25 protein-coding genes, 1 tRNA gene and 1 riboswitch are annotated in these 15884 nt (G+C 64.0%); of the genes, 13 read left to right on the top strand and 13 right to left on the bottom strand.

From position 1 onward, the window contains the following. Positions 1 to 14: 14 nt before the first annotated feature. Entirely contained in the window at positions 15 to 320 is a 306-nt protein-coding gene (locus AC1VON_RS26450; protein WP_172349630.1) for a hypothetical protein, read from the bottom strand. A gap of 273 nt (positions 321 to 593) precedes the next feature. Here AC1VON_RS26450 and AC1VON_RS26445 point away from each other — a divergent pair, with 273 nt between their 5' ends. Further along, complete coding sequence (locus AC1VON_RS26445) at positions 594 to 833, top strand: hypothetical protein (RefSeq protein ID WP_172349631.1); 240 nt, start codon at positions 594 to 596, stop codon at positions 831 to 833. A gap of 78 nt (positions 834 to 911) precedes the next feature. Then, on the top strand, positions 912 to 2006 hold the full coding sequence (locus AC1VON_RS26440) for a sensor histidine kinase (protein ID WP_483125382.1): 1095 nt from the start codon (positions 912 to 914) through the stop codon (positions 2004 to 2006). A 194-nt stretch (positions 2007 to 2200) separates the two neighbouring features. Here AC1VON_RS26440 and AC1VON_RS26435 read toward each other — a convergent pair whose 3' ends face one another. The 4 genes from AC1VON_RS26435 to AC1VON_RS26420 form a co-directional block, all read right to left on the bottom strand. After that, positions 2201 to 2446, bottom strand: coding sequence for a DUF982 domain-containing protein (locus tag AC1VON_RS26435; protein ID WP_483125381.1), 246 nt, complete (start codon positions 2444 to 2446; stop codon positions 2201 to 2203). Between the two features lie 139 nt (positions 2447 to 2585). Further along, positions 2586 to 2792 carry a hypothetical protein gene (locus AC1VON_RS26430; RefSeq protein ID WP_483125380.1) on the bottom strand — a complete coding sequence of 69 codons (207 nt, stop codon included), beginning with the start codon at positions 2790 to 2792 and terminating at the stop codon, positions 2586 to 2588. A 157-nt stretch (positions 2793 to 2949) separates the two neighbouring features. Beyond that, positions 2950 to 3023: transfer RNA gene (locus AC1VON_RS26425), tRNA-Gln, on the bottom strand. A gap of 38 nt (positions 3024 to 3061) precedes the next feature. After that, the gene (locus AC1VON_RS26420) at positions 3062 to 3331 is read right to left on the bottom strand and encodes a hypothetical protein (protein ID WP_172349635.1); all 270 of its coding nucleotides are present in this window, start codon (positions 3329 to 3331) and stop codon (positions 3062 to 3064) included. 526 nt (positions 3332 to 3857) lie between these two features. Here AC1VON_RS26420 and AC1VON_RS26415 point away from each other — a divergent pair. Beyond that, the gene (locus AC1VON_RS26415) at positions 3858 to 4151 is read left to right on the top strand and encodes a hypothetical protein (RefSeq protein ID WP_172349636.1); all 294 of its coding nucleotides are present in this window, start codon (positions 3858 to 3860) and stop codon (positions 4149 to 4151) included. Positions 4152 to 4240: 89 nt separating this feature from the next. After that, positions 4241 to 4375 (top strand): hypothetical protein, encoded by a 135-nt coding sequence (locus AC1VON_RS26410; protein WP_281411443.1) that lies wholly within the window; start codon positions 4241 to 4243, stop codon positions 4373 to 4375. An 84-nt stretch (positions 4376 to 4459) separates the two neighbouring features. Here the strand turns inward: AC1VON_RS26410 and AC1VON_RS26405 are convergent, their stop codons facing one another. The 4 genes from AC1VON_RS26405 to AC1VON_RS26390 form a co-directional block, all read right to left on the bottom strand. Next, positions 4460 to 4705, bottom strand: a complete 246-nt coding sequence (locus AC1VON_RS26405; protein ID WP_172349637.1) for a DUF982 domain-containing protein — start codon at positions 4703 to 4705, stop codon at positions 4460 to 4462. Between the two features lie 11 nt (positions 4706 to 4716). Next, entirely contained in the window at positions 4717 to 4953 is a 237-nt protein-coding gene (locus AC1VON_RS26400; RefSeq protein WP_172349638.1) for a DUF982 domain-containing protein, read from the bottom strand. A 117-nt stretch (positions 4954 to 5070) separates the two neighbouring features. Continuing rightward, entirely contained in the window at positions 5071 to 5514 is a 444-nt protein-coding gene (locus AC1VON_RS26395) for a GFA family protein (protein ID WP_172349639.1), read from the bottom strand. A gap of 38 nt (positions 5515 to 5552) precedes the next feature. Next, positions 5553 to 5732: a DUF3606 domain-containing protein gene (locus AC1VON_RS26390; protein WP_027052489.1), complete on the bottom strand. Its 180-nt coding sequence runs from the start codon at positions 5730 to 5732 to the stop codon at positions 5553 to 5555. 642 nt (positions 5733 to 6374) lie between these two features. On the opposite strand from AC1VON_RS26390, the gene AC1VON_RS26385 reads away from it, so the two are divergent. Next, on the top strand, positions 6375 to 6803 hold the full coding sequence (locus tag AC1VON_RS26385) for a DoxX family protein (protein WP_483125379.1): 429 nt from the start codon (positions 6375 to 6377) through the stop codon (positions 6801 to 6803). A 53-nt stretch (positions 6804 to 6856) separates the two neighbouring features. Here AC1VON_RS26385 and AC1VON_RS26380 read toward each other — a convergent pair whose 3' ends face one another. Together AC1VON_RS26380 and AC1VON_RS26375 are read right to left on the bottom strand one after the other, a co-directional pair. After that, positions 6857 to 7162 (bottom strand): hypothetical protein, encoded by a 306-nt coding sequence (locus tag AC1VON_RS26380; RefSeq protein WP_056571591.1) that lies wholly within the window; start codon positions 7160 to 7162, stop codon positions 6857 to 6859. 201 nt (positions 7163 to 7363) lie between these two features. Further along, complete coding sequence (locus AC1VON_RS26375) at positions 7364 to 7633, bottom strand: hypothetical protein (protein ID WP_056571594.1); 270 nt, start codon at positions 7631 to 7633, stop codon at positions 7364 to 7366. A 299-nt stretch (positions 7634 to 7932) separates the two neighbouring features. After that, positions 7933 to 7995: riboswitch (Fluoride riboswitch) on the top strand. A gap of 70 nt (positions 7996 to 8065) precedes the next feature. Between AC1VON_RS26375 and crcB the strand changes: the two genes are divergently transcribed. The 5 genes from crcB to AC1VON_RS26350 all read left to right on the top strand — a co-directional run bounded on the left by crcB (position 8066) and on the right by AC1VON_RS26350 (position 10568). Then, the gene (crcB, locus tag AC1VON_RS26370) at positions 8066 to 8497 is read left to right on the top strand and encodes a fluoride efflux transporter CrcB (RefSeq protein ID WP_483125378.1); all 432 of its coding nucleotides are present in this window, start codon (positions 8066 to 8068) and stop codon (positions 8495 to 8497) included. Between the two features lie 188 nt (positions 8498 to 8685). Beyond that, positions 8686 to 9093, top strand: a complete 408-nt coding sequence (locus tag AC1VON_RS26365; protein WP_483125377.1) for a hypothetical protein — start codon at positions 8686 to 8688, stop codon at positions 9091 to 9093. Further along, the gene (locus AC1VON_RS26360) at positions 9086 to 9478 is read left to right on the top strand and encodes a hypothetical protein (protein ID WP_483125376.1); all 393 of its coding nucleotides are present in this window, start codon (positions 9086 to 9088) and stop codon (positions 9476 to 9478) included. Before AC1VON_RS26365 ends, AC1VON_RS26360 begins: the two co-directional genes overlap by 8 nt. A 97-nt stretch (positions 9479 to 9575) precedes the next feature. Beyond that, entirely contained in the window at positions 9576 to 10130 is a 555-nt protein-coding gene (locus AC1VON_RS26355) for a terminase large subunit domain-containing protein (RefSeq protein WP_483125375.1), read from the top strand. An 84-nt stretch (positions 10131 to 10214) separates the two neighbouring features. After that, positions 10215 to 10568 carry a hypothetical protein gene (locus tag AC1VON_RS26350; protein WP_483125374.1) on the top strand — a complete coding sequence of 118 codons (354 nt, stop codon included), beginning with the start codon at positions 10215 to 10217 and terminating at the stop codon, positions 10566 to 10568. A 31-nt stretch (positions 10569 to 10599) separates the two neighbouring features. Here AC1VON_RS26350 and AC1VON_RS26345 read toward each other — a convergent pair whose 3' ends face one another. Then, a complete protein-coding gene (locus tag AC1VON_RS26345) occupies positions 10600 to 11052 on the bottom strand; it encodes a MarR family winged helix-turn-helix transcriptional regulator (protein ID WP_483125373.1) in 453 nt (150 codons plus the stop codon). Positions 11053 to 11117: 65 nt separating this feature from the next. On the opposite strand from AC1VON_RS26345, the gene AC1VON_RS26340 reads away from it, so the two are divergent. Further along, on the top strand, positions 11118 to 12272 hold the full coding sequence (locus AC1VON_RS26340) for an FAD-dependent oxidoreductase (RefSeq protein ID WP_483125372.1): 1155 nt from the start codon (positions 11118 to 11120) through the stop codon (positions 12270 to 12272). A 124-nt stretch (positions 12273 to 12396) separates the two neighbouring features. Next, entirely contained in the window at positions 12397 to 13137 is a 741-nt protein-coding gene (locus AC1VON_RS26335) for a phage terminase large subunit family protein (protein WP_483125371.1), read from the top strand. 186 nt (positions 13138 to 13323) lie between these two features. Here AC1VON_RS26335 and AC1VON_RS26330 read toward each other — a convergent pair whose 3' ends face one another. Continuing rightward, complete coding sequence (locus AC1VON_RS26330) at positions 13324 to 14031, bottom strand: hypothetical protein (RefSeq protein ID WP_140775652.1); 708 nt, start codon at positions 14029 to 14031, stop codon at positions 13324 to 13326. 176 nt (positions 14032 to 14207) lie between these two features. On the opposite strand from AC1VON_RS26330, the gene AC1VON_RS26325 reads away from it, so the two are divergent. Next, on the top strand, positions 14208 to 15776 hold the full coding sequence (locus AC1VON_RS26325; RefSeq protein ID WP_483125370.1) for a glycosyltransferase family 39 protein: 1569 nt from the start codon (positions 14208 to 14210) through the stop codon (positions 15774 to 15776). The last annotated feature ends 108 nt before the right edge of the window (positions 15777 to 15884 follow it).

Genomic DNA, 15884 nt, shown 5'->3' with positions numbered 1-15884 from the left:
GCGTCAGGGCGACATTATTGGATCGAGGCCGGCGGGGAGAAAACGGATGTGCTGATCGCCGGCTCGTCATCATGGAGAACATCGTCTCCAGACAGTGCCAAACCACTGCCCAAGGCGTCGAATTCGATTGCCGCGCCAAGCAGTTGGGCCGCCTGGAGAACCAGATATTCAATGTCCTCGAGGGCGACATTCTCGGCCAGGTTCCTGACCCTGATCTGCTCGGCCGTCGCCGAGATGTTGACGATGCCTGCCGTCTTGAATGCCATTTGGACCGCTGAATGGACGTCGTCGCGCAAGCGCGTGGAGTAGTCGTACCGCATCGAAACCTCCCAAAGGGAACGGTTTTCTGTTCAGTCTGAAGCATGCGCTCCAAGAGGCGGGCGGGCAAGTGAAATTTTCAAAATATCCAAATAAAATCAATTAGTTAGTATAGTTGCAAGAATGTGCATCCGGGGCTTGATACGCATCATGAGCTTGATGCGCGGAGTGCTCACTGGCCGGTCTTGACGCATGATGAGCGCTATCATAGTTATAAGATAAATGAGTTACATACTAACTCACCGTATTTTTAGTCCTGAGCGAGGAAAGCGCACATGGCTGAACTGGAACGCCCCGAACGGCTGCAAATCATGCTCGCCGCCGACGAATTGGCGGCCCTGGAAAACTGGCGCTTCGAGAAGCGCATGCCAAGCCGCTCGGCCGCGGTCAGGGAGTTGTTGCGGCGTGGCCTGGCCTCGGACGGATTCCTGATGGCCGGGCAGGGCGTCAAATCGCAAGACTTCGGCGTCCTGCCCGAGAGCGACGGCAAGGTAACCGATCGGCCTTCGGAGTGAATTCCGTTTCGGCCGTGATTCGCGGACCGTGCGAATTGTCCGGGGCGAGATTGCCTTGATCCGTTTGCGCGCTACCTCATGCAAATGAGCGACATCGTGGCGGCGACAACCAACCAAAAACTGAGCGCGACCGCGGATGCACGCCTTGCGGCGATCGTCGATTCCTCTTTCGACGCCATCATCAGCAAGGATTTGAACAGTATCGTCACCAGCTGGAACCGGGCGGCCGAACGCATGTTCGGCTACAGCGCCGAGGAAGCGATTGGCCGGTCGATCGTCATGCTCATTCCCGATCACCTCAAGAGCGAGGAAATCGAGATTATCAGCCGGGTTCGCGCCGGCGAGCGGGTGGCGAGCTATGAGACGACGCGAAAGCGCAAGGATGGGGCGCTTATTTCTGTCTCGCTGACGGTTTCACCGATCAAGAACGCCAATGGCGAGATCGTCGGCGCCTCCAAGATCGCCCGCGACATTTCCGCCGCCAAGGAGAGCGAGCGCAAGATCAGGCTGCTGATGCGAGAGGTCAACCATCGTGTCAAGAACCAGTTCGCGGTCATCCTGTCGATGGTCCGGGAGACGAGCAAGCGCTCGAGCGACCCGCGCGAGTTCGAGGAGCTGATCCGTGCCCGCATCATGGCGCTGTCGCGTTCGCATGATCTGCTTGTCACCTCGGAGTGGGCCGGCGCCAGCCTGTTCGACCTGATCCAGGAGCATTTGAAGCCTTTCGGCCGCGAGGAGCAGATCCTGCTCTCCGGCCCGGTCCTGACGCTGCAGTCGAATGCGGTGCAGAATCTTGGCATGGCTTTCCATGAGCTCGGCACGAATTCGTCCAAATATGGCGCGCTGGGCAGCGAAGACGGCCGCGTCGAAGTCACCTGGACGATCGGCCCCGGCACCCACGATGCCGGCGCCTCGGGCGAGCGTGAGTTCCAGCTGCTTTGGAACGAGACATCCACGCCCCGTCCCGACGACAGGCCCGACCAGGCCACACGCAAGGGGTTCGGCACCGTCGTCCTGCAGCGGGTGGCGCCGCAGTCGCTTGGCGGCTCCGCCGTCCTCGAGCGATCCGCGGGGCATCTCAGATGGCAGTTGGCCGCGCCGCTGGCATCGATCATCGTGCCGCAACCCGGCGCCGAGTCCGATGACGCCGCCGCGCTCGGCTTCGGCCTCTGACGCCCCGTCAAAAGAACCTGGTGTCGCGCCTATCCGGCGGCGGGCAACTGCCGGACGTTGATCCCCACGTCGATGGCAATCGCGGCAACTCGGGAACATGCCCGATGCGCGTGGACAACGGCCGCTGCCCGAGCGGCGTTGTGCCCAGGTGGGGGCGGCAGGTTTCTCCGCCGCCCCGGCCTGCCGGTCCAATATCATTCGACCAGTATGTGCGCTTCGCGCGCGGCCTCGACGAAGGCCTCCCTGGCGGCATCGGGAGACACGTCGCCGCTCGTCGCCCGGCGGCAGGCACGCAGCGCGGACTGATGTTTCAGGCTGCCGGCATCGCGCCAATGGGTCGTGAGCAATTCGATGGCCTGCTGCGTGTTGGACAGGTTGCGGGTGGCACCGGTGACACCGACGGAAACCACCACGGGTTTGGAGAACCAAGCGGTCTGCATTGGAACCTCGACGGCGTTGCGGTACTAAACGTCCGCGTCGGCGCAAAGTTTCATCCCTGCCAATCACTGTCGCGTGAGGCTCGGTGGCCCCCCGCCGGCAGAACGCAATCATCCCCTGGCCGGCGCCAGGAGCGCGGGGCTAGAGGATGTTGGTCGTCACCTCGACGATGATCGCGGCACCATCCAATGTGCCGCCGGGGACATGCACGACGCGAGAGACCCGCAGGTCCTGCGGACTTCCATCGACCGACAGCGAAATGCTTTCTCCGATCCGCGGCACCGCCTGGAAAACGGCGTCGGTGGCGTCCGGCCGGTTGTCGATGGATATGCGGCAGTTGACGGTCATGAGATGTCTCCTGTGTCTGGCCATGCCCCGGTCGTCAACGCAGGGTCCATGAAATGGTTTCAGGAGGACCGGTTCCAAACCGGAGCTCTCTTGACGCAATTGCCGATGGAATAACCGTTTCACGGCTTCCTGGAATTGCTCCAGCCTGTTGAAGGGCTGGTTCCCGCTCATGGGCTCGAACCACGATTCACGCCTTCAAAGGGCGCTGTCCTACCATTAGACGAAGCGGGAGAAGCTGGGAACGGTTATGGCGCCAGTACGGCGAAGCGTCAATTCGGGAAGTTGTTGACCGGCTCTTCGCAGCGATAAACCGGGCAGTTTCCATCGCGCGCCGGTATATAGGCCGACATCGGCACCTCCGGCCAGTCGCATTCATTGCCGAATTGCCTGACATAGCGGTCATAGGTGTTGGGGCCGGTGGTCAGCACCACCGCGCGACGGCTCTGGATCATGGCCCGGATCTCGGCGCAGCTCATGGCGCGGCTGTCGGGCCGCGCCTCGGCGAGCCCGGTCGCCGCTAGCACCGTGCCCAAGGTCATCAATAGGATTCGAACGCGAGCTGACATCATGTTTCTCTTCTAACGCGGTTTCGGACAAAGCCGCTTCACTTTTGCCGGAGCTGCCCGAGCGGCTTTCATCGTCCCATGGAACTCTTCCTCCGTCCCGCCGGTTCCGCGACAGGCTACGCATGGAGCGTGGCGAGACGCGGCGCGGCCACCAGCGCAACCAAATCACGTGTCGCGCATTGCTGGGAATGGACAGCAGGAAACCTTACGAAACACCGCGATGGTGGCCCGGAGACGAGGGCCGCGAGGCGATGTGCTGTTCTTTCTGCGGCGGCCGCGACCACCGCTATGAGGAGTGCCCGCAAAGGGCAGACCCGCCCGCTGCCCCGTCCGAGGACGATGCGGAAAAATCTCGCTGATCCCGTTGCAGCCGACAACCGAACATGCCGTCGTTGGCTTTGATCCTGTCACGCCTTGAATGCCACCTTTCGCGCCGACAGGCGTTGTCCTGCGAAATGGAAAGCCGCCGCGGGCGGCCGCGCAGGAGAAGGAGATCGAGATGAAACCTCTCGCCATCGCGTCCCTGATGCTGGCGTTGGCAGTGCCGCCGGCGGCGGCACAGACGGATCCGCAGCAGAACCCGGCCCAGCAGGCCGACAAGTGCCAGGTCCAGCCGGAGCAAGGCAAGCAGCCGTCCAGCGGCGGCAATCTGACCGAAAAGCTCAATGATTGCGGCGGGGTGCTGAAGCCGCCGGCCACCGGCGACCAGGGCATGGCCGCGCCAGCGCCCGACGAAGGCAAGACGCCGGTGATCAAGCCCGGCCAAGTGCCGGCACAGCCGCCTTCCAAGTAGAAACCAGGTCGGCGCATTATCGCCGGGCAGCGGAACCTCTTAGATCGGGAAACGTTTCTTTCGTGGATTGGATTCGAAAGGACGGAGCCTTGAGGGATATTGCCGGAACCGCCACATTTATTGCCACGATCGCAATCGTGATCGCCCTGATGCTGATGGCGCCAAAGAATTTCGGGTTCGAAACCTCTCATCCTATCGTGGACGGCGACCTGCCTGCCCAATAACAGACCCGCTTCGCGAAAAAGCAGGCGAGGGCATCGCCTGCTTTTTGTCGGGCGAAACCGTTCGCACTTTTCCTGGGAGTGGTTCTAGCGAACCAGAATGCCGGCGTGATCGCACAGTGCGGTGAAGGCTTCCTGCGCCTGTGCCGCGCCGTCCTTGTTTTCCAGCGCCGCCTCCACCTTCTCGCGCGCGGCCTGGTAGAAGGGACCGCGGCTGGCATGCGGCCAATCGATCAGGATCTCACTGGCGTCCTGAAGGCTCGCCACCTCACGGATCGTGTCCGAGCCATGCGGCCTGATGCGCATTGGTGTCGACAGCATCGCATCGGCCATTGTTTTTCCCGCTACTGGAGGATGTGTGCTTCGCGCGCGGCATCGATCATGGCCCGCATCGCCTTTTCCGGCGGCGTCCAGCCATCCAGCGCATCGCGGCAGCTGCGCAATGCCGCCCGGTATCGCCGGCCCTGGCCGGCCGGCCAGTCGCCGAGGCATTCCAGGCCCTCCCAGGCGCTGCGCACCACGCGCTCACGCTCGGGGGCAAATTTCAGGCGGATCGGTCGGGGAAACATCTTGTCGTTCAACTGAAGTCTCCGTGACGGGTGCATATGGCCCTGCGGTTTTGAGGGACCGCGGCATGCATAAGGGGCGCCGGATAACGCCGCCGGCAGGGGAGGGTTCCAGAGCCTAGGGATCAATTTTCAATCGCCGGCGACGACGTCCGACAAAGGTCTCGGCGCCGGCGGATCGGCGTCTTCGGCCTGCGGCCGGTCATGCTCGAATTGCTCGGCGCCGGGCAGGGCGTGCAGCCAGGTCTCGCGGCGGCTGATCCACAATTCATATTCGGGGGCAAGGTCGGTCGGCGCGACGTCGAGGCTGCCAAGCATGACCTCGGCCTCGGTGTCGCCGACCCAGGCCACGCGACCGCCGCAGGTCGGGCAAAAGCTGCGCGTTCCGTAAGTGGCGACTTCGCCCGATGTCTCGAAGGCATCGCGCGGCCAGATGGCAAAGGCCGAATAGACCGAGCCGCCCGCCTTGCGGCAGTCCTTGCAATGACAGAGGCCGACCCGCGTCGGCTGACCGGTGACGACGAAATGCACGCCGCCGCACAGGCAGCTGCCGGTCCTGCGTATGGTGTCGGACATCGGCGGCCCTCCGTTCCCGCGGCGCGCGGCCGCCACCTCTATCCGCGCGCGGCCATATGGTTGTCGAGCTTCTTGCGCGAAGGCCCGTAGCGCTTGATGATGGTCTGGGCTTCGCTTTGCGGGATGCCGTATTTGCGGGCAAACGCGGCAACCTCGTAGGTTTCCTCGCTCGAAACCAGCTTGCGGTCCTGTTTGATCTTCGATTTGTCGTCAGGCATGGCTTGCCTCGCTTTCTGTCAGCCGCATGGTCGCGCGGACATTGTACCACGCGATGCCGCGATCAGACATAACAGCGATCGGCGCTGCTGGTTCCATGATGGCGGATCGCACCGGCAGGAAGCGCTTGCAAGCAGTTGTTCAGGCCGGCGAATGAACCGGGCCGGCGTCGCGGTGACCGGTGTCGCCGCATTCGACGCAGGGCGCGCTGGCGCCGGGGCAGCCACGATGGTGGGTGCCGGCGGGACAGCAAAGGCCGTTGGAGCTTGTCCAGCGCGGGCATTGGAAAACCTGCCCGCTGCCGCCGCAGCCATTACACTCCACCACCGATGACCCGACCAGAAAGGATCTCGTCCCCAGCCTGACACGCGCGCCCAATTCTTACCCACCCAAACACTGCATCAGACATAGCTGTGCATTAGCCCAAGCTAACGATATCACGATCATGGTTACGAACAAGTTTCGCGATATTGTGGCGAGAGCCTCGCCCGGGCAGAAGGGCGTTTGAAGCAGGGTGATCGACTGCCGCCACCGTGGCGGCGGATGCCTTATGGGTTTTCGGGTAAATTCGCGAAGGGGTGTCGGAACCGCCTCCCGTCGCACGTCCTTGGGAGCGAAACGTTTTTCAACCCCTGGAGAAAATCATGCCGTCGCAAATCGCTCAATCGCCGTGGCAGACCACGGCCCTTCTCATTGCCCGCCTGATCTTTGCCGCCGTCTTCCTCATGGCGGTGACCTTCAAGTTCATGGGCATGGGCGCCACCGCGGGTTTCATCGCCGCCGCCGGCTTTCCTTTCCCGCTCTTCCTCGCCTGGTGCGCGGCGATCCTGGAGGTTGCGCTGGTGCTGTGTTTCCTGAGCGGCGCCTTCTTCACGCAGGCGGCCCTGGTCGCCGCGGCCTATGTGCTGTTCCTGGCCTTTGCCTTCCACGGCCCCAGCCACTGGGCCGGCAACCAGGCCGAGTTCGGCTTCTTCGTCGACCATTTTTCCTTCATCGCCGGATTGCTGTTCGCGGCGGTGCATGGGCCGGGACAGACGCTGGCGCTGAACCTGGGCTGGCCGGGCAGGGCGTGAGGCGAGGATAATTCCAGGTCAGACGTGTTCGCCGTTCCGTGAAACGGCGAACCTCACATCTGGTCGTTGTATGGTTCCTTCATCTGGCCGACCATGCGAGCCAGTTTCGAAAATGAGGGCATGTCCGCCTCCGGCTGGCATTGATTGGCGAGCTCCAGGAGCCGGATCGGGAAGTTGACGGCGTCACGGCTCGACGCCGACATGCCGCCGGACCTCTCCTCGCTGGTCTCGCCGGCCTCGGCCTTGCGCAAGGCGATATCGATCTCCTCCGATGTCAGCACGCCTTTGCGCACCAGCACGTGGTTGATCGAGGCGACGGCCATCAGCAGGCCTTCGAGTTGCAGGTTGGCGACATTCATGGCGGTTGCTCCCTCTATTCACCGTAGCTGAAACGCGCCAGCGGCGTTTCCGATCCGGAGGCAATGCATGCCGCCTCGGACCCTGTTGGCGAACAGCAGGACCAGCAGGATCGCCGCCGCTATCCCGGCGAGCCGATGAAGGCGCCGGTACGGTCATCTTCAATCCGGACGGCGGGCAGGTCGTCTGCCGCGGGAAACGATCTATTCCTGCGTCAGGCGCTCGCCATATTCGCGCCACAGCGCCTTGACCTCCAGGCTGCCGAGGCGCGGGATCGACGGATCGCCGCAAGTGATGGCAACGGCGCCGATGTCGTAGTTGGGGTAAGCACCGGCGACGAAACGGATCGCCTCGCCAAGCGAGTTCACGCGGATCACCGGATCGGCCTGACCCTGGCCGGTACTTCGCACCCCGGAAACCGAGGCTGGAGCATGTCGCATCCTGAAAACGGATGCCATGGCTGGTCTGTCCATCGTCCTCTCCCACAAAGGCCGTGACGCGAATCATTCCATGAGCTTCAACTGATGATTCCACAGCCGGGGGCCGAAGAAAAGCCGGCTAGCCAAAGCCGGATTTCGGCGATCTGCCGGCGGCCATCCGATTGTCCGGTGAGGGCAGCTGTGCTACCATTTCGTCCATGGTGCTGATTTGCGCCGCCGACCCGCCGCCGAGGCGGTTTTTGTTTTTTCGGCCTCCCGCTCCCGCCGCCGGCGGCTTGTCGAAGCGCCCGCGCTCTGGCATCTTGCCAGTAATGGGAGATGTCTGGCATCTTACCAGTGATGGGAATGGGGTTCTCCCGAAACCGCCAGTGATGGCTGATGACTCCTGCCGTGAAAACCGCGGTGGGAATCCGTCGATTCCGCCGCCATGGCGGGCCGATGTGCTCGTCTCAGAGAGGATCGAGCATGTCTTTTTCAAACTGTCTTCTGGTCATGGCCGGTGGGGCGATCGGCACGCTGGCGCGCTACCTCGTTTCCACCTGGGCGTTGCCGGTGAGCAGTGAACTGCCCTGGGGAACCATCATCATCAACATCAGCGGCTCGCTGCTGATCGGCTTCTTCGGCACGCTGACGCTGGCCGGCGGGCGCTATCCCGCCTCCGAAGGTCTGCGCCTGTTCGTGATGATCGGCCTGTGCGGCGGCTACACGACCTTTTCGTCGTTCAGCCTGCAGACGCTCGACCTGCTGCGGGCCGGCGGCTTCGGCCGTGCGGCACTCAACATCGGCCTCTCGGTGCTGCTGTGCGTGGGTGCCGTGGCGCTCGGCCACATCATCGCCGCCCGGATCAATGGCGGCGCCACGCAGGTCGCGCAGAGCATGATCGAGGAGGAGGCTTGAGGCGAATTTGAAGGTCTAGGAATCTTTTCCTTGACCGAGTGAGGGCAGCCAAGCTATCATTTTGTCCATGGTGCTGATTTGCGCCAACGACCCGCCGCCGAGGCGGGTTTTGTTTTTTTCATCAAGCGACACGGCCTTGTGCCAACATTGAAATGCCGGCGGGACCGCGCCCCCTCTGCGAGAATCCGATGACCCAACGCTACGCCACCATCATCACCGACGATGACGGCCGCGACATCGTCAGCGCCATTGGCGAGTTCGAGGGCGGCGCGCCGCAGGCGCGTCTGGGGCGCGTCGAGCCGGCCGCGCCAGGCGTGCTGATCGGCATGGTGCGGGATGCGGCCGGCGGCTTTGGTTTTCCGCGGTCCGGCATTGGCGGGCAGGCCATGGGCCTCGTACTGGCGCGGCTCAAGGCGCAGGCCAGCGTGGCAAAACGCGCCAGTGCGGCAAAACCTGCCGCGGTGGCCAAGTCGAAGCGCGCCAAGCGGGCCAAGAAAAAAGCCACCCACTCGAAGAAGCCGGCCGGATCGATGCCGAACGCGGGCAAGGCGGCCAACGATACCGCCGCAAAGGCGATGGACCCTGTCGATGGCTGATGATGTCGACGCCAAACCGGCGCGCCGCAAGACAAGGCCGGCAAGGCACAAGCCGGCTCGCGAGACGGTCGCGCCGACGCCTCGTCCGAAGCGGACGAAAAAGACGCTCGGCGACGACTTTCTCGCCGCCGTGCGGGCCGATTTCCGCGCGCATGGCGCCGGCGTCATCGCCGAGGTGCGGGCCGACAAGCCGGACCAGTATCTGAAGATCGTGTTGTCAGTCCTGCCCAAAGATTTCGATGTCGCCGTCAACCATCTGGATGCAATGAGCGATGAAGAAATCCGCAGCCGTATCCGCGGCCTCGAAGCCGTCCTCAGGCCGTTCCTCCAAGAGCCCACCGATCGCGGCGAAGACGGAATATCTGACGCTGCTCGCGGAGCTTGATCGCCGACGCCGCAGAAATCTGCTGGCGGCCTATAAGCCGTATGACCGCCAAGCCGAATTTCACGCGGCGGGTGCCCAGAACCGTGAAAGACTGTTCATGGCCGGCAACCAGCTCGGCAAGACCAGGGCCGGCGGCGCGGAGTGGGCCATGCACCTGACCGGCCGCTATCCCGCGTGGTGGCAAGGCAAGGTTTTCGACACGCCCGTGCGGCTGTGGGCCGCCGGCGTGACCGGCGAGGGCACGCGCGACAACCCGCAGCGCGTGCTGGTCGGCCCGCCGCAGCAGCAGGCGGCCTGGGGCACCGGCATGATCCCGGCCGATACCATTGTCGACACCATCATGGGGCGCGGCGCGCCCGGCGCGCTCGACAGTGTCGTGGTGCGCCATGGCGGCGGCGGCGATGTGCAGGCCGGCGAGAGCGTGCTGTCGTTCAAGAGTTTCGAGAAGGGCCGCGAGAAATGGCAGGGCGAGACGCTGCACGGCGTCTGGTTCGACGAGGAGCCGCCGCTCGACATCTATTCCGAAGGCCTGACCCGCACCAACGCGACCGGCGGGATAACGATCGTGACGTTCACGCCGCTGCTTGGGATGAGCGATGTGGTGCTGTTGTTTTTGTCGGCCGCGCAGGTCGAGGGGATGGGGAAGGGGTGAACCGCCGCGAAACCATGATCCGCAATACCGCTTTTGCGGCAACCAGTGGCCGAGTAGCGTCCGGCGTGACGATCGGGGTCCGACATGCGCCAAATTGCAGAACTGCTCCTCCTTTCCGCCCTGCTTTCAGCCTGTAGCGGCAGCGGCGATTGGCGCGCCGATGCAATCAGTGCCGCCGAAGGCAAGATGCACAAGCTGGTGAGCGATCCTTCCGCCACATTCTCACATGTGCAGCTTACCGGCGACAGTTCGTCCGGCCAGACCTGCGGCGTCATCACCGCCAAGGTTGGCACCTTCACCAAGGAGGCGCGCTTCATCGTCTATATCGACAACACCGCCGGTCCGTTTGTCGAGCCTGGCATGGGCCAGTCCATGTCGCGGGCCGACTTCGACTGGGCCTGGAAGAATGATTGCCTGAACGAGGGGTACAAGAGTTAGGTGGGCCTCGGAACTCGGGTCCTGGAGTCGCTCACTCCGTCTCCCGCGCCACCATCCGATCGAGGTTCTCGTTCAGCCGCCTGAGCATGCCCAGCAGCGTCGCCACCTCGTCCTCGCTGAAACCGGCCAGTGCCTCGTCCCTGCCTTCGTCCAGCGCCTCGCGCGCGGCGGGCAGTTTTTTCAGCGCCACTTCGGTCAGCGAAATCAGGCTGCTGCGGCCGTCGTTGGGGTCGGGCGTGCGGTGGATCAGGCCGTCGCGTTCCATGCGCGCCAGCATCTGCGCCATGGACGGCTGTTCGATCTTGGCGAAGCGCGCCAGTTCCTTCTGCGACATCGCCGCGCCGTCGCGCAAGAGATAGATCACCGGCATCTGGCCGATCGAGAAGCCGAAGGCTTTCACCCGGCGCTCGCCGAGGCGGGCGAGGCTGCGCGAGGCCATGTTGATGAGCGGGGCGGGGTTCGAGAACAGGGTCCAGTCGGTCATGACTTGCATTGGTGCCTATGTTTATTGTATAGGTTCCTATATAAATCAATGCGAGCCCCCTGTCCATGACCGGAATCCCTTTGCGCATCGCCATCATTGGCGCCGGCCCCGCGGGCCTGACGCTTGCACGCATCCTGCATCTCAACGGTATCGCCGCCACAGTCTTCGAGCGCGAGGCGCATGCGCTGGCCCGGCCGCAAGGCGGTACGCTCGATCTGCATGTCGACTCCGGCCAACTCGCCCTGCGGCGCGCCGGTCTCGAAAAGGAATTTTTGCGCATTGCCCGCTACGAGGACCAGGGCAGCCGGCTCTACGACAGGGATGGCCGCCTGGTGCTGGCCGATGACGACGACAGCGGCGACCGGCCGGAAGTCGACCGCTCGGCGTTGCGCGACATCCTGCTTGCCTCGCTGCCGGAAGGCAGCGTGCAATGGGGCAGGGAGCTGCGCGAGGTCTATGCGCGCTCCGACGGTGCCTATGACCTGGCCTTCGGCGTCAACCTGCTCGGCCCGTTCGACCTCGTCGTCGGCGCCGACGGTGCCTGGTCGCGGGTGCGACCGCTGGTCTCGCGCTACCGGCCGCAATATTCCGGGCTCACCTTCATCGAGTTCGGCATCGACGATGTCGACGCCAGCCATCCGGCGCTGTCGAAACTGGTCGGGCGCGGCAAGATCGGCGCCGAGGGCGACGGCCGCGGCATGATCGTGCAGCGCAACGCCAACGCGCATCTGCGCGGCTACGCCATTTTCCGCGTGCCGGCGGACTGGGCGGAGAGAACCTTCGATTTCGCCTCGCCGGCAGCGGCGCGGGCCCGTCTGATCGCCGAATTCGAGGGCTGGGCGCCGCAGCTTGTCGCGCTGATCGCGGCCAGCAACGACAATATCGTGGCCCGCGCCATCCACGCGCTGCCGATCGGCCACCACTGGCCGAACCGGGTCGGGGTGACGCTGCTGGGGGACGCCGCCCATGTCATGTCGCCCTTCGGCGGCGAGGGCGTCAACGCCGCCATGCTCGACGCGGCCGAACTCGCCCGCCACCTGGTCGAGGCCGATGACTGGAGGCAAGCGGTGAAGCATTACGAACAGGAGATGTTCGAGCGCGTCGTGGAACCGGCCACGCACGCCGCCGATGCGGCTGCGACCGAGCTGTCGCATATCGGGCTGGAGCTGACGCTGGAGCATGTGCGGCAGCATGCCGAGATGCGGGCGGTGGCTGGGTAAAAAGATCGAAGAGCGCGCTCTTCCTTCTCCCACAAGGGAGAAGAACTGTCGCATCTGACCCCAAAAAACCACGCATGAACAGCGCCATACAGTGGTCACCTCGCAATCTGATTCAGGTCCCGCCATGTCCCGTCACGTCACCTTCATGACCATCGACGATGCCGCGCATTATTCGCCTGGGGAACGCGCGGCGATCGTCGCCGCCTATCCCGAACATGAGCGCGAGGCGCGCGCCCGCGGCATTCCGGTGCTGGGCTCGGGCCGCATCTTTCCGGTGGCCGAGGCGCTGATCGCCTGCGAGCCGTTCCGGCTGCCGCGCTACTGGCCGCGCATTGGTGCGCTCGATTTCGGCTGGGACCATCCTTCCGCCGCCGTCGAGCTCGCCTGGGATACGGAGGCCGATGTCGTTTATGTTTCCAAAGCCGTCCGCGCCTCGCAGCAGACACCGGCCATGCAGGCGCTAACCTTGAAACCCTGGGGCGAATGGCTGCCCTTCGCCTGGCCGCGCGACGGCCGCCGCGAAACGCTGGAAGGGGCGGGCGTGGCGCTCGCCAAGCAATATGCCGCCCACGGGCTGAACATGCTGTCGCGCCACGCGCAATTTCCGGACGGCTCGGTCTCGGTCGAGGCGGGGCTGATGGAAATGCTAGACCGCATGCAATCCGGCCGCTTCAAGGTGTTTTCGACGCTCATCGACTGGTGGGAGGAGTTCCGGCTCTACCAGCGACAGGGATTTCGCATGTGCCGTATCGTGCAGGACGCGTTCGGGCCATCGACTGGCTACCCCGAAGGGTTGCTTGTGAACGGCATTCCGCTGCGCGACCAGGTGGTCTTCGAACGCGACCTCGGCACGGATCGAGGGTAGCGGATCCTCCACCTCGCGCTCCGGCTTCACGACAGTCCAACAGCCCGCTCCGGTTCGCCGGAGCGGGCTTTTTTGCGTTTCGGCCCAAAGCGCGTCGCGGCGAAGTGGATTCATGCGTCGCGCTTTGGGTCTTTGTTTTTATGCATGTCTTCTTCCCAAACCGCGGTCACTTTTGCGCGCCATGCATCAGGCCAGGATGTTGACGGCGCGGGCCGCGACCAGTGCGATCGTCAGCAGGGAGATCATCGCCTCGGCCATCATCAAAAGTTTGGCGCGCTGGGATAGCGGCAAGGTGTCAGTCGGCGAAAACGCCGTCGCGTTGGTGAAGGCGAGGAAGACATAGTCGACGAAGCCCGGCAGCCAGTCGCGGATCTCGCGGTCGTTCAAGGTCATTTGCGGGAACAGGAAATCGGAATGGGCGCGGTTGACGAGGCCGCAGGTCGGCGGCCCGCCGCGATCGGTGCTCCAGAACCACAGGGCAAAGATGATGACATTGGTGACCCAGATGTTGAGCGCGTCGATCAGCAGCGTCTGGCCGCTGGAGCCGGCATGGCCCGCCAGCAGCGCGCGCACCAGGAACACCAGCGAACCGCAGTTCATGACGCTGACGACGCCAGTCATCACCAGGGCCGTCCTGCGGATCATGACGCGGAACCGGCCGACCAGATACCAGTGCTCCTCCTCGACCGCCTTCTGGGTGGCGACCTGCGTCCAGGCCGTGGCGACCGACAGCGGCACGAGCAGCGCCGCTTCAAGGGCCGGCGCCAGCCAGCGGGGGCCGAACGAAAGATCGTTTATGACCAGAAGCTGCAGGCAGATGATGACAAGGACAGCCGCGCGCGCCAGCCAGAAATCGAACGCGCGGTGGTGGATGACGGCATGCTGGTGACGCATCGAGTATCCGGAAGGTTCAGACAGGATCAGATATGCGGGTTGTTCTGTCGGGGAGGGCAACGGAGCGCTGAAATTCCTGCTCAATCTTGGTCTTGCAATGGCCTGCAAGTATACTTTTTCGTAAGCTTTGACGTTGGGGCTGTTCGGCAAACCGGTCGGTGTGATTTAAGCGCCGCATGACGGGAATTGACGACTCCATAGATGGTTGGCTGCCGGCCGGGTTGCTTGTCGTGGGCATCGACCGTTCGTCGGTCTGGTCCGGCCTGCTTCGTCATCCCTGGTATTTGCTGGCGCTCTTGTGCCTGGTGCAGATCGTGTGCTGGACGGTGGTGCCGGCGCTGATCGACCCCGCGCCGCCTGGCGATGTCGTGGAAGGTTTCATGTGGGGCCGCGAATGGATGCTGTTGACCTACAAGCATCCGCAGCTTCCCGGCTGGCTGCTTGAAACCAGCCATCTTCTGACCGGATCGTTCCGCTGGCCACAATATCTGCTCGCCCAACTGACGATTTCGTCGACCTTCGTCCTGGTCTATCTGCTGGCCCGCGACATGCTCGGCCAAACCCGCGCGCTGGCCGCCGTGCTCTTGATGCCGTCGGTTTATTTCTTCGGCTGGCCGACCCCGCAATTCAATCATGACTATGCGCAGATGCCGTTCTGGGCGGCCATATGCTGGCTGCTTTGGCGCGCCGGCCGCGGCGGTGGGCCCGGCTGGTGGCTGGCGCTTGGACTGGTGTCGGGCGTCGGACTCTATGCCAAGTTCTCCACCGGCCTGCTGCTTGCCTTCGGCGCTCTCTGGCTGTTGTCCGACGCACGCGCGCGCAGCCGGCTTGCGACGCCTTGGCCATGGCTCGGCCTCGCCGTTTTTCTGGCTGTCGCCGCGCCGCTGGCAATTGAACTCTACCGCATCGATTTCCTGCCGCTGACCTATTTCGCCGACCGCGACGCCTGGGTGACTGAACACCGTGCGCGCCTGTATTACATCGGTGTCCAGATGGCCGGGCTCTCCGGCTTTCTCCTGGTGCTGTCGATATCAGGGCTGCTGCGGCGCTCGCCTGCCCCCGAAGCGTCCGTCGAACGCGGCATTCTGGTCTATCTCGTATGGATGGGGCTCGGCCCGGCGGTCCTGATCATGCTGGCCTCGTTGTTCACCGGCACCGGTGAATCCTGGGGTGCGCCGATGTACAATCTTGTCGGCGTCGTGGTGCTCGCCTTCCTCGGCCACCAACTCGGCGCCTTCGAGATGCGAAGGCTGGCGATCTGCGCATTCACCTGCATCGTCACCATGTCGGCCGCCTATGCGGCGATCCGCTGGACGGACTGCAATGTGCGAGGACGCATGGATGCCGTCTGCTGGCCGGCGCAGCCGATCTCGGACGAGGCCGAGGCGGTCTGGCACGCGGCGGTGCCCGGCCGGCTCGACGTTGTCGGCGGCGACACCAATCTGGCCATGCTGGCTGGCCTCAATGCCTATGACAAGCCGTCGATCTTCACCGACCTCAATATGCGGTTCGCGCCGTGGATCACCAGGCAGCGGCTGCGCGACCACGGCATGCTGATGGTCTGGTCGGGGCGTGGTGTGCCGCTGTCGCTGCGGGCATGGCTGGGTAACATCCCGGTCAAGACCGTTCTTTTCAACTGGTCGCGCAAGGCGCCGCCCGTGCCAATCAATTTTGCCGCTATTCCGCCTGGCACGCGCTATCTGCCGCTTGCCGTGGACAGCCGAACCCGGCATCCGCACAGCTGAAGCCTGTCGCGCGGCCCGATCCCGTTCCCGCATCGTGATATTTCGTTCGTGCATGGTCACACGCCCCTTGTAGGCGCCGCGTTCACTTCCAGTCGGCTGGACGAAGCC

Source organism: Mesorhizobium sp. HAY1-8B (genome assembly GCF_056868045.1).
This window is presented reverse-complemented; position numbering and strand designations above follow the sequence as displayed.

Coding starts and splice junctions, on each gene's coding strand:
- AC1VON_RS26450 (WP_172349630.1), bottom strand. CDS start 320: ATGCGGTACGACTACTCCACGCGCTTGCGCGACGACGTCCATTCAGCG.
- AC1VON_RS26365 (WP_483125377.1), top strand. CDS start 8,686: ATGACCCAACGCTACGCCACCATCATCACCGACGATGACGGCCGCGAC.
- AC1VON_RS26430 (WP_483125380.1), bottom strand. CDS start 2,792: ATGACCGTCAACTGCCGCATATCCATCGACAACCGGCCGGACGCCACC.
- AC1VON_RS26375 (WP_056571594.1), bottom strand. CDS start 7,633: ATGGACAGACCAGCCATGGCATCCGTTTTCAGGATGCGACATGCTCCA.
- AC1VON_RS26395 (WP_172349639.1), bottom strand. CDS start 5,514: ATGTCCGACACCATACGCAGGACCGGCAGCTGCCTGTGCGGCGGCGTG.
- AC1VON_RS26380 (WP_056571591.1), bottom strand. CDS start 7,162: ATGAATGTCGCCAACCTGCAACTCGAAGGCCTGCTGATGGCCGTCGCC.
- AC1VON_RS26325 (WP_483125370.1), top strand. CDS start 14,208: ATGACGGGAATTGACGACTCCATAGATGGTTGGCTGCCGGCCGGGTTG.
- AC1VON_RS26330 (WP_140775652.1), bottom strand. CDS start 14,031: ATGCGTCACCAGCATGCCGTCATCCACCACCGCGCGTTCGATTTCTGG.
- AC1VON_RS26340 (WP_483125372.1), top strand. CDS start 11,118: ATGACCGGAATCCCTTTGCGCATCGCCATCATTGGCGCCGGCCCCGCG.
- AC1VON_RS26435 (WP_483125381.1), bottom strand. CDS start 2,446: ATGCAGACCGCTTGGTTCTCCAAACCCGTGGTGGTTTCCGTCGGTGTC.
- AC1VON_RS26350 (WP_483125374.1), top strand. CDS start 10,215: ATGCGCCAAATTGCAGAACTGCTCCTCCTTTCCGCCCTGCTTTCAGCC.
- AC1VON_RS26335 (WP_483125371.1), top strand. CDS start 12,397: ATGTCCCGTCACGTCACCTTCATGACCATCGACGATGCCGCGCATTAT.
- AC1VON_RS26355 (WP_483125375.1), top strand. CDS start 9,576: ATGGCCGGCAACCAGCTCGGCAAGACCAGGGCCGGCGGCGCGGAGTGG.
- AC1VON_RS26405 (WP_172349637.1), bottom strand. CDS start 4,705: ATGGCCGATGCGATGCTGTCGACACCAATGCGCATCAGGCCGCATGGC.
- AC1VON_RS26445 (WP_172349631.1), top strand. CDS start 594: ATGGCTGAACTGGAACGCCCCGAACGGCTGCAAATCATGCTCGCCGCC.
- AC1VON_RS26440 (WP_483125382.1), top strand. CDS start 912: ATGCAAATGAGCGACATCGTGGCGGCGACAACCAACCAAAAACTGAGC.
- AC1VON_RS26390 (WP_027052489.1), bottom strand. CDS start 5,732: ATGCCTGACGACAAATCGAAGATCAAACAGGACCGCAAGCTGGTTTCG.
- AC1VON_RS26420 (WP_172349635.1), bottom strand. CDS start 3,331: ATGACCTTGGGCACGGTGCTAGCGGCGACCGGGCTCGCCGAGGCGCGG.
- AC1VON_RS26415 (WP_172349636.1), top strand. CDS start 3,858: ATGAAACCTCTCGCCATCGCGTCCCTGATGCTGGCGTTGGCAGTGCCG.
- crcB (WP_483125378.1), top strand. CDS start 8,066: ATGTCTTTTTCAAACTGTCTTCTGGTCATGGCCGGTGGGGCGATCGGC.
- AC1VON_RS26385 (WP_483125379.1), top strand. CDS start 6,375: ATGCCGTCGCAAATCGCTCAATCGCCGTGGCAGACCACGGCCCTTCTC.
- AC1VON_RS26360 (WP_483125376.1), top strand. CDS start 9,086: ATGGCTGATGATGTCGACGCCAAACCGGCGCGCCGCAAGACAAGGCCG.
- AC1VON_RS26345 (WP_483125373.1), bottom strand. CDS start 11,052: ATGACCGACTGGACCCTGTTCTCGAACCCCGCCCCGCTCATCAACATG.